Here is a 15593-nt window from a genome sequence, read left to right on the forward strand (position 1 = left end):
CGGAAGTGCGGACGAGTGGGAGCGCGGGCGGCCCGCCCGCAACGCGCCGGAGGCGCGAATCTGATAAGCAGCGGTAGTCCGGGTCCAATCGTCTCCCCGATCAAATGTGCCGATATTGCAAACATGCCATGCACCTCCGGTGCATTGCAGGCGGGGACGCCCTCCTGCGGTAAGTCTTCGACCTGCGCTCCCAGCCTCGCGCGCTCTCGTCGTAGTATCGCGGCATCACAAGAATGGGCTGGCGCTACTTCCTACGGCTGAAGTGTTACCACTGCTCCTGTTTGCGTCTTTTTTCGCGTGAATCCCTGACAACCTTGAGTCTGAATCGTTATTCTTACAGGGCTGCAACGATTTGAGAGGATTCTGTGATGGGAAAGACGACGCGCAGGGTATTCGTGAAGTCCGCGGGGACCGCCGCGGGCATGCTCGCCGTGGCGGGATGGAATGCGACAGTCCCTGCCCAGGGGCGCGACAAGTTGCGGCTGGGTTTTGTCGGGGGTGGCAAACGGGGACAGAAGCTTTTGCTGGACGGCCTGCTTGGAAGCCACGACTTCGATATCGTGGCCGTCGCGGATGCGTACGAATACAATCTGAAGGTGGCCGGTCAGATGGCTTGGTTCGCCAATGCGGGGGTTATGTGGCCGAGATATCGTGATGATCTAACCGAGGAACATCGGCGCGCTCTTGGGCGCGCGACCCGTCCAGATCAATACCCGGGGCTTGCGGAGATGCTTGCCGGTTGCGAACTGGATGCGGTGATCGTGGCAACGCCGCCTTCAACCCACGCAGCCCTCACTTCAGCGTGCCTCCAGGCCGGAAAACACGTATTCTGCGAGACCCCCATGGCCACTTCCATGAGCGACGCGCGAATGATCGTGAAAGCCGCGCATGAGTCTGGTCGAGTCGTCCAGATTGGCCACCAGCGCCGTTACCATCCGAACTACAACCTTGTAATGAAGCACCTGCACGACAACTATCCGTTGGGACGGCCTGTTCAGATAGAAATGTATGATCATTTCAACTCGCATGGGCGAGAGAGCCTGACTCGCATGCCGTGGGCGGACCCACCGTCGGCTCGGGAGCTGGGCACTGGACTGGACCGAGTTGTGAACTGGCGCCGGTTCGACGAGGCGGGTGATGGCCCGTGTTTCGAATCGATACCCCGGTCATTGGATATCGCCAATTGGTTCTGTGGCGGGATTCCACATCGCGTGTATGTCTCCGGCGGAATCGAATACTGGCGCGACGGGCGAACCGCGCCCGACACGATGAACGCGATTTTCGAATATCGAATGGAAGCGAGCAACCCGAATTTTGTGCGCTTGGGTAGCCGCTACACGCCGCAGGACACCCCGGCTCTGAACAGTACCTTTACCTTGCGGACCACCTATTCCTACTCGCGGTGCAGCAGCGAGCACGGAAGCCATGAACGGGTGATCGGCGATCGCGCATCCGCGCTTTTGCGGCCCGAGGGGGACAGTTTTTTCCAGATGGAAACGATGTCGGGATCCCCTACAGAGCTCCTGCGGGAACACCGGGATTTGCTCTCGTCCACGCTTGCCAAACGCCTGGCGGAAATGACGGAGTCCGAGCGGGAGAATTTTGTTCGGACCCATGGGGCGACGTACGACCTTCCGGGATACACGAGAGGCCCACGAACGACGGCCCCTATTCTTGCCGAAGGTTCCGAAGAGACGGTCGAGATGATTCAGTTAAGGTCCTTCGCCGAATGCATCCGAAAGGGCGAAACGCCACGCGCCAATGTCATGGTTGGCCTGGCGGCGGTCGTCGCGGGCGAACATGCCCAGCGGTCACTTGCCTCGGAAGGCCCTGTGGAAATCGATCCCGCATTGATGGCGTTTGACTTTGAAGTTCCATCAATCACCGGATTTGACGAGAATGTCACGCCAATTCCGGGCGCCATGGAGGTTCTTTGAGAGCGCGAGCCAGCTCGAAAGGGAAGATGGGAAGCGTGCCCTATCTGCCAACACGGGTTTTCAATCGTTATATGGATAGAAGCGCGAGTCTCGGGAAGCCCGTGACGCGCGATGCCTGGAATCGCACGGTGTTGTTGCAACCACCACTGGACCGGCGGCTCAGCCATGGTAGACAGGCGCTCCGGGACGAAGCGTTTCGTATACACGAGGATTGGTTCCTGGCTGCCGAAGGTGCGGGAACTATATGGCCTTGTCATGGTATAAAGCCTTGGGCGGGCGCGCATTCCCAGCGGCATTCACCTTCGATATGTTCCAAAAAAGCGCGAATATCGGGATTGCGGTGGAGGATGCGCGTGACCAGTTGCCCCCGTCACAGGAATTGGACAGTGCCGCCGATACGCTCGTATAATACGATAGAGAGCACGAAAGTGACAGCGTGCCTTCGGGTTTTCGCGGGTGCTTGGGCTGTGTCCGGGCGCCCTGCGGGAAACGAAAGCCAGGAATATATACATCAAGCGGCCGAGGCGCTTCGCACCGGTCCGCCCGCCGGAGAGCCGCCGCGTTGGCGGGGCGTGCGGGCAAACCAGAACACCCGCAGGCGAAAAGCGCGCCTGCGCCAAAAGGAGACATCATGAACGAAGTTACTCGGCGTAATTTCATGAAGGCGGCGGGCGCGACCGCGGGCTTCGCGATCGCGACGGGGTACAACCCGCTTTCCTACGGCCAGACCGATAAGGTGCGCGTTGGCTGCATCGGCACGGGTGGCCAGGGCAACTTCCACCTGCAGGACGGCATCTGGGGTACGGACGACATTGAAGTCGTGGCGGTGTGCGACGTATACGAGCCGCACCAGCGGGGCGGCGTGCTGAACGGCTGGATTGCCAACGCCCAGATAGTGATCGAGGGTGGGCGTCCGACGGCCGAGCAGCGGGAGACGCTTAAGGGCTTCAAGAGGCCAACCCCCTACTACGACTACAAGGAGATGATCGAGAAGGAAAACCTCGACGCTGTAATCATCTCCACGGGGCTCGCGGAGCACTACGAGCCGACGATGTACGCGCTGGATCAGGGGCTGTACGTCTTCTGCGAGAAGACGATGTGCTTCGACATCGAAGAAGGCCGGAACGTCGTCAAGAAGGCCCACGAGAAGGGTAAGTGGGTGCAGGTTGGCCACCAGCGCCGCTACAACCCGAACTACAACCTCGCGATGAAGCGCTTCCTGGAGGAAGGCTGGCTCGGGCGCGTGAACCACATGGAAATGCAGTGGCACCGGAACAACGCCGGCCGCCGCGTGGTGGACAACAGCTACGAGTTCAACGAAATGGAGAAGAAGTTCATCAAGACGGACCTCGAGCGGCACCTGAACTGGCGCCTGTACGAGGATCTGTCGGGCGGCCTTTCGACCGAACTCCTCACGCACTCGGTGGACATCGCCAACTGGTTCTGCGGCTGCGTGCCGAACAAGGTGTACGCCTCCGGCGGCATCGACTACTGGCGCGACGGACGGACCTGCGCGGACAACATCTCCGTGCTCTACGACTACAACATCAGCCGCAGCCGGGGCACCTTCGTCTCGATCGACGGCCGGAACGAATACCAGAACGTCTTCGAGATCAACAAGCCCTACACCGTGCGCTGCTTCTACTCCTGCATCCTGGCGAACGCCAAGAAGGGCGCGTCGGAGATGATCATGGGCGACAAGGGCGCGATCGAGATGACCGAGGATCGCGGCTGCTGGTTCACCCAGGAGCCCTGGGCGAAGCCGCTCACGGAAGAGCAGAAAGAGGAGATTCGCCAGCGCCTGGAGGCCTTCAACGAGGCGACGAAAGACATGAGCGCGCAGGAGAAGGAGGCCTACAAACTGACCAACGCAATTACCCGCCTGGAAAGCAACGAAGGCAACGCCGGCGAGCTCTTCGCGGCCGAAGGCTCGGAGACGACGGCGGACGTGCACCAGTTCCGCGCGTTCACGCACCACATCAAGAACGGCGGGCGCCCGCGCACAAACGAGATGGTCGGCCTGGGCTCGACCATTGTCTCCATGGCCGCCGTCAAGGCCATCCGCGACGGGGTCACGGTCGATATCGATCCGGCCTGGTTCGAATTCGACTTCGACGAGCCCTCCGCCATCGAATACGATACGGATGCGAAGCCCATCCAGGTCACCCAGGCCTGACAAGCAATTCCCGGCGTCGCCGGGCTGTGCATCGAAACAGCCCGGCGGCGTAACCTGGGACTCGGGTTCCCGCAGCTCCCAACACGCCGCCCGGCGCGGCGTCCCCCGGCGCCCGCCGCGGACCACCAAACTTTACGGGCGCATCCCAACCAGCGCCCTGGAACGGAGAAGAACCATGAAAGCCATCCAGATACTCACCGCCCTGGCGCTTGTCGCCGCAATCACCGTCCTGCCGGGCTGCGAAAACAAGCCCGCGGACGATATCCCGCGCGCCGTAACGAATACGGAAGCGCCCGCGGAAGCGCCCGCCGAAGCGCCGGCGGAAGCTCCCATGGAAGCCGCGCCTGCCGAAGCGCCTGCCGAAGCCGCGCCCGCTCCCGAAGCAGCCGCACCGGCGGGTGAACCGGTCACCTTCGCCATCGTTCCGAACGATGAAAACGTCATCGGGTTCACCGGCTACAAGGTCACCGGCAAACAGCAGGGCGGCTGGGCCGAGTACGACGGCTCCGTGACCTTGGCGACCGGCGCGATCGAATCCGCCGCCATCAATATCACGATTGAGATGCAGAGCCTGTTTTCCGGCTCCACCATGTTGACCGACACCCTGCTGACCGAGTCCTGGTTCAACGCAAAGGAATTTCCCCAGGCCTCCTTTACCTCCAGCAAGGTCGAGAAGGCCGGCGACGCCTACAACGTCAGCGGCGACCTCACCCTGCGCGGCGTCACCAAGAACATCACCTTCCCGGCCCAGATCAGCGTCGACGGAGACACGCTCTCCACGCAGGCGAAGTTCGCCGTGAACCGCAGCGACTGGGGCATCAAAGACACCGGTTTCGCCGGTGACCTCGTCGAAGACGAAGTCGTAATCGAGTTCAGCGTCGTCGCCAACAAGGCGTAACCCGATTGACTCGCGCGGCGCAGTTTTGCTACACTGCGTATCCCGCCGGGGAAGCCCCGCCGGGCCATTAAGAACGGGCGGTTAGCTCAGATGGTTAGAGCGCCACGTTGACATCGTGGAGGCCACAGGTTCGATTCCTGTATCGCCCACCATTTATGAATTCCCGCACCGGGAAGCTTCGGCTTCCCGGTGTTTTTTTTTGGTGGCGGGCGCGGCGCCTGGGGCCTTCCGTGGCCGGATGAGTCTGCCTTGGGGTATGAACCCAATCCAGCTGCGGAAGCGCCGACCATTGGGAGCGCGGGCGGCCCGCCCGCATTGCGTGCGCAAGGGTATGGGGGGCGTTTACCCAAGGTTCTTATCGAAAACGTCAGCGGCGCGTTTTCGATCTCCATCCGCCTGCGGCGGACTACGGTCGGCCGCCCCTCCCGCGCTATCCACCCTAGCACGCTTTCAAGTCCCGGCCTTCTTCGCGGTGATTGGCGTCCATTCGCGGTTTCCCTCTTCTGGCGGCATCGCGGAGTCAGTTCGCCGCAAACAACCGCACGGGCATGCGCCCAGCGAGACCGTGGTGCGTTTCCATGGATAACGTGCCTTCCAGGCTATACTGAGGCCCGGGGGTAGGAAGCCGGGAGATCCGTGCCTCGGTGGATTCGCCGGGGGCCAGATCCGGGAGCTGTGGGCAGTCAACAGCAAAGCCGGAGACGGACAGGTCCAATACAAGGTTCCGTAACGTGAAGGGGCGGCGGTTGCGAATCTCGACTATGATCGCGCCGTCGCTGTCCCGACCGGTCACGTGGAGTTCGGCGTCGTCAAAGGCGCGGTGGAAGGCGTCGTTGGTGATGCGGTGGGTGTTGTAGCCGTTGTCGAAGACGCCGGGGTGGCGGTCGGAGTCGGGCATCATGTAGAAGAAGCCGCCGGCCATGCCCGCCTCCTCCACGCCCCAAGTGAAGAGATCCTCCATGGCTTCGACGCCGGTGGTGGGGATGGCGCCGTGGTAGGAGTTGTACTCGGTGTAGATCATGGGGAGGCCGTGTTCCCGGGCGATGGCGGCGCTGCGCGCGATGAGCGGCTGGCGGTCGGCGGCGCGCTGCGTTTCGGCGAAGTAGTAGTTTACGCCCATGACATCCTGCCCCTGCCAGAGGTCCTGGCCGTAGAGGTTCGCGTAGTGCACCGGGCGCGCGTAGGGGTCGTGGAGCCGGTAGAGCGGATGCTGCGCCAGGAGAAAAGGAATGTTGTCGCCGGTGATCTCGTTGCAGGCGTTCCAGAGGAGCGCGCCGGCGGCGTCCCGGTAGCGCGCGATGAACAGGCGGGTGAGGGCGCGGGCCGTGCCGAGCCGTGGCCCATCCTGGCGCGTGAAGATTTCCTCCGTGGAGGCGACGCTGAACGGCGCAAGTAGGCTGTAGGTCAACCCGATTTCCTCGGCGAGATCCACCTGCCATCGCGGCGGGTAGTCGCCGCGGAGGGCGTTGAAGCCGAGATCCTTGAGGATCCGCATCATGAGGCGCGTGCGCGCGGGGCTGTGCGGGTCCATGGCGTGCACATTGACGCCCTTGACGATAAACGGCTCGCCGTTCACGAGGAGCTGGCCGTCGCGGGTTTCCACCACCGTGGCCACAATGCGTTGATGCCAAACCGTGTCACGGCTGGTTGCGGTGATGTCGTAATTGCCGAAATGAGGAGGAAGGGGAAGCTCCACGGTGGCGTCGCTTCCAATGATTCCAGGCACAGCAAACAGGGTGCGCCCACGGGCCTCAATGGTGATGTCGAGCGGCGGCGCGCCGGGGACCGGGGTGAAATGGAGCAACGTGACAGGGCGCCCCTCCCGGGTGCGGACGGTGTTCTCCCGTACGACGGAGAAGGCCGGCGGTGTTTCATCGCGCTGGCGGGCCTCCGTAAGCAGTGCGGATCCCTCCCAGATCTGAACTTCGGTGGTGACGCCGTGGTAATGGAGCGGCGCCTGCACGGACACCGTAGCGCGGGCGCCTTCGGGCAGTTTGATCGGTCGCAACGCCTCGAAGACGGGCGCTCCGGAGGGCGCGATCAGCCGGAGTCGGGCGATCAATTCGCGATTCTGGCCGTGATTTGCGATTTCCGCCGCGATGGTCTTCGATTCCCGGGAGACGGAGACGGAAACGATTTCGATGGGCGCGCTGGAAACGTAGAAGCGGCCGGCGGCGTAGCCGTGGCCAATGCGATCCGGTTGGGGTCCCGGATCGTTTTCGAGCAGGACGAAGGCGCCGGATTGCGGGTCGCGCACGGACACGATCAGGTCGTGGGGCTCGTCCAGCACGGTGGGCTGCGCGACCTTTTTCACGGCGTCGTCGCGCGGGATCGTCAATTGCGCTTCCTGCCAGTAGACCGTGTCCGGGCGCCATTGGCTGGTGGGTGGATCGGGGGTGATCTCCGCAGTGGCGACGGTTCGGACGCCAAGAGGATCCCGCAGCGCCACGCCGATGGTGTAGTGCGCGTCGGGTGCGCCGCCGACCACTTCGAAGGGAATGCGTACGGTATAGGACTGGCCCATGACGAAGCTTGCCGCGTTGCATTCGGGCGGGCCGAAGCGGAGGCGCGCCTCGGTGCGGAAGTGGTCGGTCTTGTTTTGCCCGGCTTCATCCGCCGCCGGGGGAAGCGGGGCCGTCGGAACGGCCTCCCAGTCAATGGTGGCGCCCGAAGCGCGCAGGAATGCGCCCGCGATGCCGTGGAGCTCGGCCAGGGTCTCGTCCACGTAGCGCAGCGCGGCTCCCGCGCCGTCGCGCTTGCCGGCTTCATATAGGCCCGTAGCGAATTCAAGCAGGTCCCGGGCTACCTGTCGGGTTTCGATCGCGGCGCGGTCGAGACCATGGGCGTTGTCCAGAGCATCCAGCAGCGCCGCGCGCGCCCGCAACGTGGCGAGGAGTTCGTTTTCCGTCTCCACGCGAATTGATCGCGACACGGGCGCGTCGATATCACCGGTACGGACCTGAACGCGATAGGCGCCCTGAGGGAGCGGCGCATCGAGGGGGATCGCCATGGAGCCAGGAGGCGGAACGGCGCCGGGAGGCGTGAGCGCCAGCGAGAAGCGCCCGGGTCCCGCGGGTAACGCCAGATCGAGCGATCCCGAAGTGACAGGCGAGCCATCGTCGCGTTCGACGGTTACAGTGAACGATGTGGTCCGCGCGTCATCGCGCAGGGAATACAACGTGAGCGGCACAGCCTCACCGCTGGCGACCGTCGCGCGCGGCAGGTGCGGGTAATTCGGCGGCGCGGTTACGGTGATGTCGTCCGGCGCGGCGGCGTACCAGGCCAGATCGATCGCGCCGGAGTTGATGCGAATGCCGAACCGGTCCCCGGGCAGCGGGTGGTTCAATTCCAGCGTCCACCCCTCCGGCTCGGGCCGATGGGCCGGCCAGTATTTTGCGCGCACCGTGTCTCCCGCGACATGGACCTTTTGCCAGATCCAGCCCGTTTCGTTCCACGCGTCGGTGACCAGACCTTCCGCGATCGCTTCGGCCAGCGCGCGGTCCTCACCGTTCGCCGTGGCTTCGCGGAAGGAAAGGCCCGTGTCGTTGTCCTGCTCCAGCCAGAGGTGGGGCCGCATGGTCTTGGTATTGTGCTCCTCATCCAGCCGGTCGCCGAAGGCCGCGCCGAAGAGAATCACGCCATCGGCGTCTTCCGTAGCCGCCGCGCGCTCGCGGTAGAGGGCGACCCACGTCCCTTCCGGAAGGCGGGCGTCTTTCGCGAGCAGGAGCGCCAGCGTGCCCGAGAGCCGGATGGCCTCGGGGCCGTACCCGGGCGGGCAGTCGTCCAGTTGAACAATTCCGGCCCGGACGTCGCCCTCGTAATCGAGGAAATCCCACGCGTCCAGCGCCCCCGCGTTCTCAAAGGCGGCGCCATGCGTACAGAGCGCGAGCAAGACCATAGCAACGAAAGCGACACGCATCGATAACTCCCATCCATCAGAATTCATATCTTCGATGGTAGCAGTTTTTAGAGGCATTGCCGCAAGGCGCTCGTATGGGTGGCGCGAGAGATCGGGGAAACCTAAATGGACCGTGCTACGTATGCTGCATCCGCCACGCGAATCTCGTGCAATTGTGCAATCGTAATGCATAATTGCGCAAGGCAGCCGTGGGCCGCGACCAAAGAAATGATCACCACGAAGGGCGCGAAGACCACGAAGGAAAGAAGCTGGAGAAGGATTGATATTCACGCGAAGGCGCAAATACGCAAAGGTGCTGGTGTGGGCTTCATGCGTTTTTGAAGCGAGTGAATCACGAATCCACGTAGAGCAGCAACCGCGTGTCGCAACCCGATATTCAACTACGAATGCACACGAATTGATACGAATCGCGTGCAATTCGGAATGTCCAGTTGTTAGACTCGGCGCATTAAAGGCAAAGGGCCGTAGTGACGCCGCGTAGCATTGAAAAACACGTACGAACTATTGATATGGAGATCCATCCCATGGGTAAATCGACTTCGGCTCCAGTCAGCCGCCGTTTCTTTCTGGCCGCCGCTTCGGTGTCGGTGGCGTGGCCGTTCGCGGCGATGGGCCACGCCGGGGCGCCGGAACGCAAGGTCCTTTCGGGGGACTACCCCTTCAAGCTCGGGGTGGCGTCGGGCGATCCCGCGCCGGACGGCGTGGTGCTCTGGACGCGCCTGGCCCCGGATCCGCTGAATGGTGGGGGGATGCCGCCGGAGGACGCGCTGGTGCGCTGGCAGGTGGCGGAGGACGAGGGCATGGGGAAGGTGGTGCGGAGCGGCTTGGCCACGGCGCCGGCGGAGTGGGGGCATTCCGTGCACGTGGAAGTGCAGGGGCTTCAGCCCGACCGGGTGTATTGGTACCGCTTCGAGGCGGGCGGCGAGACCAGCCCGGTGGGGCGGACGCGGACGGCCCCGGCCGGCCACGCGATGCTGGATCGGCTGCGCTTCGCCTTTGCCTCGTGCCAGCACTATGAAACCGGCTACTACAACGCGTACCGCGACATGGCGCAAGACGATCTGCACGCGGTGGTGCATCTGGGGGACTATATCTACGAGTACGGGCCGAATGCGGACCGGGTGCGGCAGCACAACAGCCCGGAGATCGTGTCGCTGGAGGATTACCGCAACCGCTACGCGCTCTACAAGCTCGATCCGGATCTGCAGGCGGCGCACCAGGCTTTCCCGTGGATTGTGACGTGGGACGACCACGAATTCGACAACAATTACGCCGGCCTGGTGTCCGAGGAGGAAGGGGTGGACCCCGCGGCGTTCATGGCGCGGCGTGCGGCCGCCTACCAGGCCTACTACGAGAATATGCCCCTGCGGCGATCGGCATTGCCGCGCGGGCCGTTCATGCCGCTGTATCGCGGCGTGTCCTACGGCCTGCTGGCGCAGTTTTCCGTGCTGGATACGCGCCAGTACCGCAGCGACCAGCCGTGTGGCGATGGGAACAAGACGCCCTGCGACGGGGTGTTCGATCCGGACGCGAGCCTGCTGGGTCCGGTGCAGGAGAAGTGGCTGTGCGATGGACTCGCCGCGTCGCCGGCGCGCTGGAACGTTCTCGCGCAACAGGTAATGATGGCGCGGGTGGATCGCGCTCCGGGGGATGCGGTGGCCTGGAGCATGGACCAGTGGGCGGGCTATGACGTCGGGCGGACGCGGCTGCTTGAATTCCTTCGGGACCGGCAGGTATCGAACCCGGTGGTGATTACGGGCGATATTCACACGAACTGGGTGAACGATCTCAAGGTCAATTTCGACGATATGGCCGCGCCGGCGGTGGCTACGGAATTCGTCGGCACGTCGATTACGTCCGGTGGCGACGGGTCCGAGAAGCGGAAGGACACCGACGGCGTGCTCGCGGACAACCCGTTTGTGAAGTTCTACAACGCGGAGCGGGGCTATGTGCGGTGCGAGGTCACGCCGGACGCGTGGCGAACGGATTTTCGCGTGGCGCCGATCGTAAGCAAGCCGGGGGAGCCATGTCTGACGCGGGCGTCGTTCGTGCTGGAAAACGGGCGGCCGGGCGCGGAGCGGGTCTAAACGCGCGGGAGCGGTTCAGAACTCGGCCCTACGAATGCGCATGACACCTGGAATGGCAGGCGCCGTGTGTCCGGGGGCGTCACAAAGATCTAACATTTCGCGAATACTTCATTGACCGGGGTGTAGTATCTTGCGGGTGCCGCGACAAATGGCGGCGTGGAGATTCAGTCGATGACGAATGAAAAGTCCTGGCCGGCGGCGTCCGCCTGCGCGCAGGGAGAGGAAGGCGGTATCACGTTGCTGGAGGCGTACAGCGTCCTGGCGAAAAAGAGCGGGGCGAATGCGACGCTCGAAATCCCGTTTCCCGGCCATCCGAGTGGATCGGACGCCGAAGGCCGTTTCTGGGGGGTGCGTATACAGAAGGCGGGATAGCGGCCTGTGTCCCTTGCGGGGGGGGAAGGCCGGCGTTCCCTCGGGCTCAGCAGGAGCGTCCGCCTTCGCTTTCCGGGGCCAAGCGCAGGGGCGGGAGCGGGGCGGGGGCGACGCCGCGCGCGCGTTTCCACATCAGTAGCGCTTCAACGATCATCCAGGCCTGGAGAGCTTCCACGAGGCACCCCAGCGCGACCAGCAACATGTTGCCGTCCCGGTAGAACCCGAAGATCTGGTGCGTCATGGCCCAGGCGGGCAGAACGATCATCAGGCAGAGCGGCGCGGCGAGGAAATAGACCGGCTTGTTGTGGCGGATGAGGTAAAACGCGATCACCAGGAAGGCGAGGCCGGCGAGGAGCTGGTTAATCGCGCCGAAAAGCGGCCACAAGATGAGTCCGCCCGATCCGGGGCCGGCGGGGCCGGAAATCATCGCCATGACGCCGGCGGAAACCACCGCGAAGCCCGTGGCCACATACTTGTCCTTGAGCGGATGGATGCGCAGCGCGCCGCCAAGTTCCTGGAGCACGTAGCGCTGAAGGCGCGTGGCGGTGTCGAGCGTGGTCGCCGCGAAACAGGCCACCATCACCGCGATAATCCCGACGCCCAGGTCGAGCGGTACGCCCAGCGCCCCGATCATGTTCGCGCCGCCATCCACGAAGGCGCCCACGCTCTCGGCCAGCTTCATATCCTGCCAGTTGCCCGAATAGTACTGGTTCCACGCGGGGAGCCCGGTCAGGCCGCCGCCCTTCGTTGTGCCCATGCCGAGGCCGGCGGTGCAGGCGAGAATGACAAGCACGGCCAGGGCGCCTTCGAGCAGCATGGCGCCGTAGCCCACGTATTGGGCGTCGGTTTCCTTCTCCAGCTGTTTCGAGGAGGTGCCCGAGGCCACGACACAGTGGAACCCGGAGATGGCGCCGCAGGCGATCGTGATAAAGAGGAAGGGAATAATCGGCGGCGCGCCGGTGACATCGCCGTGGTAGGCCGGGGCGACGAGTTCGGGGCGGGCGACGATCAGGCCGGCCATGAGCAGAAACAGGGCCACCAGCAACTGGTGCGAGTTGATGTAGTCGCGCGGTTGCAGCAGCACCCAGACCGGCAGCACGCTGGCGAAAAAGCAGTAGATCAGGAGAACGATGGTCCACATAACAACAGAAGAGCCGAAGCCCTGCAACAGCGTGGCTTCCGCCCCCGCGTACAACGGCAGATTGCTGAAAGGTATCGGGATATTCCACCGAACGCCCGCGTAGATGGCCAGGTAGACGATGAACAGGCACACGAGGGAGGGGGCGAGCAGGGCGCCGTTGAAGCGGTAGAGCCAGAAACCGAGCGCGACCGCCAGCGGCATCGCGATCCAGACGGACAGGACGCTCTGCGGGTATTCGGAAAAAATCACGGCGATGACCAGGCCGAAGATCGCCAGGACCACGGTCAGCGCGAAGAAGAGGATCAACAGAAAGAGAAGCCGGGCCCGGGGCGAGATCATTCGGCCGGCGACATCGCCGATGGTCTGGCCGCGCGAGCGCAGGGAGACGACGAGCGATCCAAGATCGTGGACCGCGCCGATGAAGATGGACCCGAAAACGACCCAGAGCAGGGCAGGCAGCCAGCCCCAGAACACCGCGATCGCCGGCCCGACTATGGGGCCGGTGCCCGCGATCGACGTGAAATGGTGGCCGAAGACGATCGCCCTCCGCGTGGGGACGTAGTCGACCCCGTCCCGCAGTTCGGCGGAGGGGACCGGCGCATTTGGGTCGAGCCCGAAAATCTTGCGGGCCAGAAAGCGCCCGTACGTGTTGTAGGCGACGATGAATCCAACAAAAGAAAGAATGGCGACCAGCAGGGTGCCCATGGTGTGTACTCTCCGGAGACGCGTTCGTTTGCCGTTGCTGCATGAAGCAGGGCAGCATTGTATATGTTTTTTGGGAAAAATGCATGTGCCGGCGAAGCGTTTCGCCGTGCCGCGCGGTTTGGCGGGAGCCGTTTCGCAGATATGTCAAGAGTGTTTATTCCGGCCCGGCTTTCTGCTATGCTAGCCCCCGGAATGATCTGTTGTTGAACCCTTAACCCAAATGAGAACAACAGGATGAGCGAGCAGAAGAAACCGGAAGTACCCGCGCCCGCCGGGCGCTCCGACCTCGCCAAGGCCATCGGCGGGTTCCAGCCGGGCGATGTGATCGCCGAACGCTACCAGGTGGTGCGCATGCTTGGGAAGGGCGGCATGGGCATTGTGTACCTGGCGAACGACCTCAAGCGGGACCGGCAGGTGGCCCTGAAGACGCTCCTGCCCCAGTACGCCACGAATCAGCAGGCCGTCGGCCGCTTCGTGCGCGAGGTGAACGCCGTTCGCCAGCTTAACCACCCGGGGATCGTAAAGATCCTCGCCGCGCGCCAGTATAAGTCGCTCCTGTACTACACGATGGAATACCTGGAGGGCAAGACCGTCCGTGAATATATGGTCAAGCGGGGGAAGCTTGGCCTGGGTTCGGCCGTGCGGATTATGTCGCTGCTGTGCGATGCGCTGGAGCATGTCCACCAGGTGACCGTGCACCGGGATATTTCGCCGGAAAACATCATCCTGCTGCCCGATGGCACCATCAAGCTGCTGGACTTTGGCCTGGCGAAGCTTCAGGACCCCAGCGGCGCGCAATTTACCCGCGTCGGCGCCACCCTGGGCCGCATTCAGTACAACGCGCCCGAGCAGTCCTTCAACGCGTCCGACGTGGATGCGCGCGCGGACATCTATTCGATCGGCATCATCTTGTACGAAATGTTAAGCGGGAAAGTGCCCCGGTCCTACGAGCCTATCTGCGATCTTGTTCCCGAGTTGCCGAAGGAAACGGACGCCTTCTTCGAGCGCGCGCTCGCCCGCGACCCGAAGGACCGAATTCCTAGCGCGGCGGAGTTTCGTGAGGGGATTATCCGGCTGTACAAACTGAGCACCGGCGAGATCCAGACCGAAGCGAAGCCCGAAGCGCCCGAAAGTGGCGGGGGGCTGATCGGGCGGATCCTGGCGGGGCTGCTCGGGATCTTCAAGCGCTGACGGCTGTTTCAGTAGCCCGTCTTGTCACCGTGATCGAAGAGCCGGTTGTCTTCGGGGCCAAACCAGCCCACCATCCACTGGCGGTTAAGCGCGCCGTAGATATTGCGCTCGGGGGCCCAGGCCCAACGTTCGCTCGTGATATGCCCGTCCGCCCATAACACGTTGGCGCGACCGTAGTGCCGGAAGTGCAGCGACGGCGACAGGAAGCCCCATTCCGACACGCCGCGTGGCCGGTCCGCCGTAACGTAGTGCGGGGGCTCCACAAAACCATACTCCACGATGTACCCGTTCTGCGGCAGGGCGGCGTCGGCGAACATGATGGTTTCGCTGGGGCGCTGGATGCGCGTGTCGAGCATGCCGTTCCGCGCGCCCTGGACAAGGTCATCGGTCAGCGCGAGTGTGGAGCCGATGTAGGCCATGTTGTAGCCGTATCCGCCCGTGCCCGCTTCGAACACGTTCGGTTGCGCGCCGTGAGCCGCGTATTCGAAGAATTCCGGGCAGGTCTTTACGCGCCCTTCGACGAGGTATTCGGCGAGCGGGCCCTTCCGGGGGTCGAAGGCGGTGTTTTGGTTTGGCGTTTCCCGGACGCCGTGCCAGCGGATCGCGCCACCCGCGTGATCCGGCGGCGCCCCGGGCAGCATGAAGTCGAACATGTCCGGGGCCGCGGGCGCGTAGTGCCCGTCATGCTCGGCGGCGTACATCACGTTGGCAAGATAGAGCTGGCGCAGGTTGCTTACACACTCCATCGCGCGGGCGCCTGCGCGCGCGCGGGCCAGGGCCGGCAGCAACAGGGCCGCGAGCACCGCCACAATGGAAATCACGACGAGGAGCTCAATCAGGGTGAAGCCCGGCGCGATCCGTCTCGCTGTTGCGGCGCTGTGATCGGGTGTGTGCGTTGTCATGGTCGTGTACCTCGTGTGCCGGTGATCCGGCTCGCGCCCGACAACACGGTCAGCGCGAGCCCCAGAAGAAACAGATCGCCCAGGTAGGTTTGGAGGCGGAGGGTCCACTCGCCAATCGTCGCCTGGCACCCGGACGGCGTCTCACCCTCGCCTTCGCCCTCCCCTTCACCCTCCCCTTCGCCTTCACCTTCACCTTCACCCTCACCCTCACCCTCACCCTCACCCTCACCCTCACCCTCACCCTCACCCTCACCCTCACCCTCAC

The 15593-nt window shown here is 63.7% G+C and carries 10 protein-coding genes and 1 tRNA gene; 7 read left to right on the top strand and 4 right to left on the bottom strand.

Annotation, left to right across the window (positions count from 1 at the left end):
• Positions 1 to 368 precede the first annotated feature (368 nt).
• From KF886_12495 to KF886_12510, 4 genes are all read left to right on the top strand, one after another.
• Positions 369 to 1937 (top strand): Gfo/Idh/MocA family oxidoreductase, encoded by a 1569-nt coding sequence (locus KF886_12495; protein MBX3178176.1) that lies wholly within the window; start codon positions 369 to 371, stop codon positions 1935 to 1937.
• 631 nt (positions 1938 to 2568) lie between these two features.
• The gene (locus tag KF886_12500; GenBank protein MBX3178177.1) at positions 2569 to 4113 is read left to right on the top strand and encodes a Gfo/Idh/MocA family oxidoreductase; all 1545 of its coding nucleotides are present in this window, start codon (positions 2569 to 2571) and stop codon (positions 4111 to 4113) included.
• A gap of 175 nt (positions 4114 to 4288) precedes the next feature.
• Positions 4289 to 5011, top strand: a complete 723-nt coding sequence (locus tag KF886_12505; GenBank protein ID MBX3178178.1) for a YceI family protein — start codon at positions 4289 to 4291, stop codon at positions 5009 to 5011.
• Between the two features lie 75 nt (positions 5012 to 5086).
• Positions 5087 to 5163 (top strand) — tRNA-Val (locus tag KF886_12510).
• A 368-nt stretch (positions 5164 to 5531) separates the two neighbouring features.
• Here the strand turns inward: KF886_12510 and KF886_12515 are convergent.
• A complete protein-coding gene (locus KF886_12515) occupies positions 5532 to 8930 on the bottom strand; it encodes a hypothetical protein (protein ID MBX3178179.1) in 3399 nt (1132 codons plus the stop codon).
• 509 nt (positions 8931 to 9439) lie between these two features.
• On the opposite strand from KF886_12515, the gene KF886_12520 reads away from it, so the two are divergent.
• Positions 9440 to 11017, top strand: coding sequence for an alkaline phosphatase D family protein (locus tag KF886_12520; GenBank protein MBX3178180.1), 1578 nt, complete (start codon positions 9440 to 9442; stop codon positions 11015 to 11017).
• A gap of 171 nt (positions 11018 to 11188) precedes the next feature.
• Complete coding sequence (locus KF886_12525; protein ID MBX3178181.1) at positions 11189 to 11389, top strand: hypothetical protein; 201 nt, start codon at positions 11189 to 11191, stop codon at positions 11387 to 11389.
• Between the two features lie 46 nt (positions 11390 to 11435).
• Here KF886_12525 and KF886_12530 read toward each other — a convergent pair whose 3' ends face one another.
• Positions 11436 to 13235, bottom strand: coding sequence for a carbon starvation protein A (locus KF886_12530; GenBank protein ID MBX3178182.1), 1800 nt, complete (start codon positions 13233 to 13235; stop codon positions 11436 to 11438).
• 234 nt (positions 13236 to 13469) lie between these two features.
• On the opposite strand from KF886_12530, the gene KF886_12535 reads away from it, so the two are divergent.
• Positions 13470 to 14426 (top strand): serine/threonine protein kinase, encoded by a 957-nt coding sequence (locus tag KF886_12535; protein MBX3178183.1) that lies wholly within the window; start codon positions 13470 to 13472, stop codon positions 14424 to 14426.
• A gap of 8 nt (positions 14427 to 14434) precedes the next feature.
• Here KF886_12535 and KF886_12540 read toward each other — a convergent pair whose 3' ends face one another.
• Together KF886_12540 and KF886_12545 are read right to left on the bottom strand one after the other, a co-directional pair.
• The gene (locus KF886_12540) at positions 14435 to 15328 is read right to left on the bottom strand and encodes a prepilin-type N-terminal cleavage/methylation domain-containing protein (protein ID MBX3178184.1); all 894 of its coding nucleotides are present in this window, start codon (positions 15326 to 15328) and stop codon (positions 14435 to 14437) included.
• Positions 15325 to 15593 (bottom strand): hypothetical protein (locus tag KF886_12545; GenBank protein ID MBX3178185.1); only part of this gene is annotated, 269 nt, incomplete at its 5' end. The genes KF886_12545 and KF886_12540, both read right to left, overlap by 4 nt.

The organism is Candidatus Hydrogenedentota bacterium, assembly GCA_019637335.1.
Taxonomy (GTDB): domain Bacteria; phylum Hydrogenedentota; class Hydrogenedentia; order Hydrogenedentales; family JAEUWI01; genus JAEUWI01.

Bases quoted from the DNA above. Each gene is read 5' to 3' on its own strand.
- KF886_12530 (MBX3178182.1), bottom strand. From the start codon at position 13,235: ATGGGCACCCTGCTGGTCGCCATTCTTTCTTTTGTTGGATTCATCGTC.
- KF886_12520 (MBX3178180.1), top strand. From the start codon at position 9,440: ATGGAGATCCATCCCATGGGTAAATCGACTTCGGCTCCAGTCAGCCGC.
- KF886_12535 (MBX3178183.1), top strand. From the start codon at position 13,470: ATGAGCGAGCAGAAGAAACCGGAAGTACCCGCGCCCGCCGGGCGCTCC.
- KF886_12515 (MBX3178179.1), bottom strand. From the start codon at position 8,930: ATGCGTGTCGCTTTCGTTGCTATGGTCTTGCTCGCGCTCTGTACGCAT.
- KF886_12540 (MBX3178184.1), bottom strand. From the start codon at position 15,328: ATGACAACGCACACACCCGATCACAGCGCCGCAACAGCGAGACGGATC.
- KF886_12495 (MBX3178176.1), top strand. From the start codon at position 369: ATGGGAAAGACGACGCGCAGGGTATTCGTGAAGTCCGCGGGGACCGCC.
- KF886_12505 (MBX3178178.1), top strand. From the start codon at position 4,289: ATGAAAGCCATCCAGATACTCACCGCCCTGGCGCTTGTCGCCGCAATC.
- KF886_12525 (MBX3178181.1), top strand. From the start codon at position 11,189: ATGACGAATGAAAAGTCCTGGCCGGCGGCGTCCGCCTGCGCGCAGGGA.
- KF886_12500 (MBX3178177.1), top strand. From the start codon at position 2,569: ATGAACGAAGTTACTCGGCGTAATTTCATGAAGGCGGCGGGCGCGACC.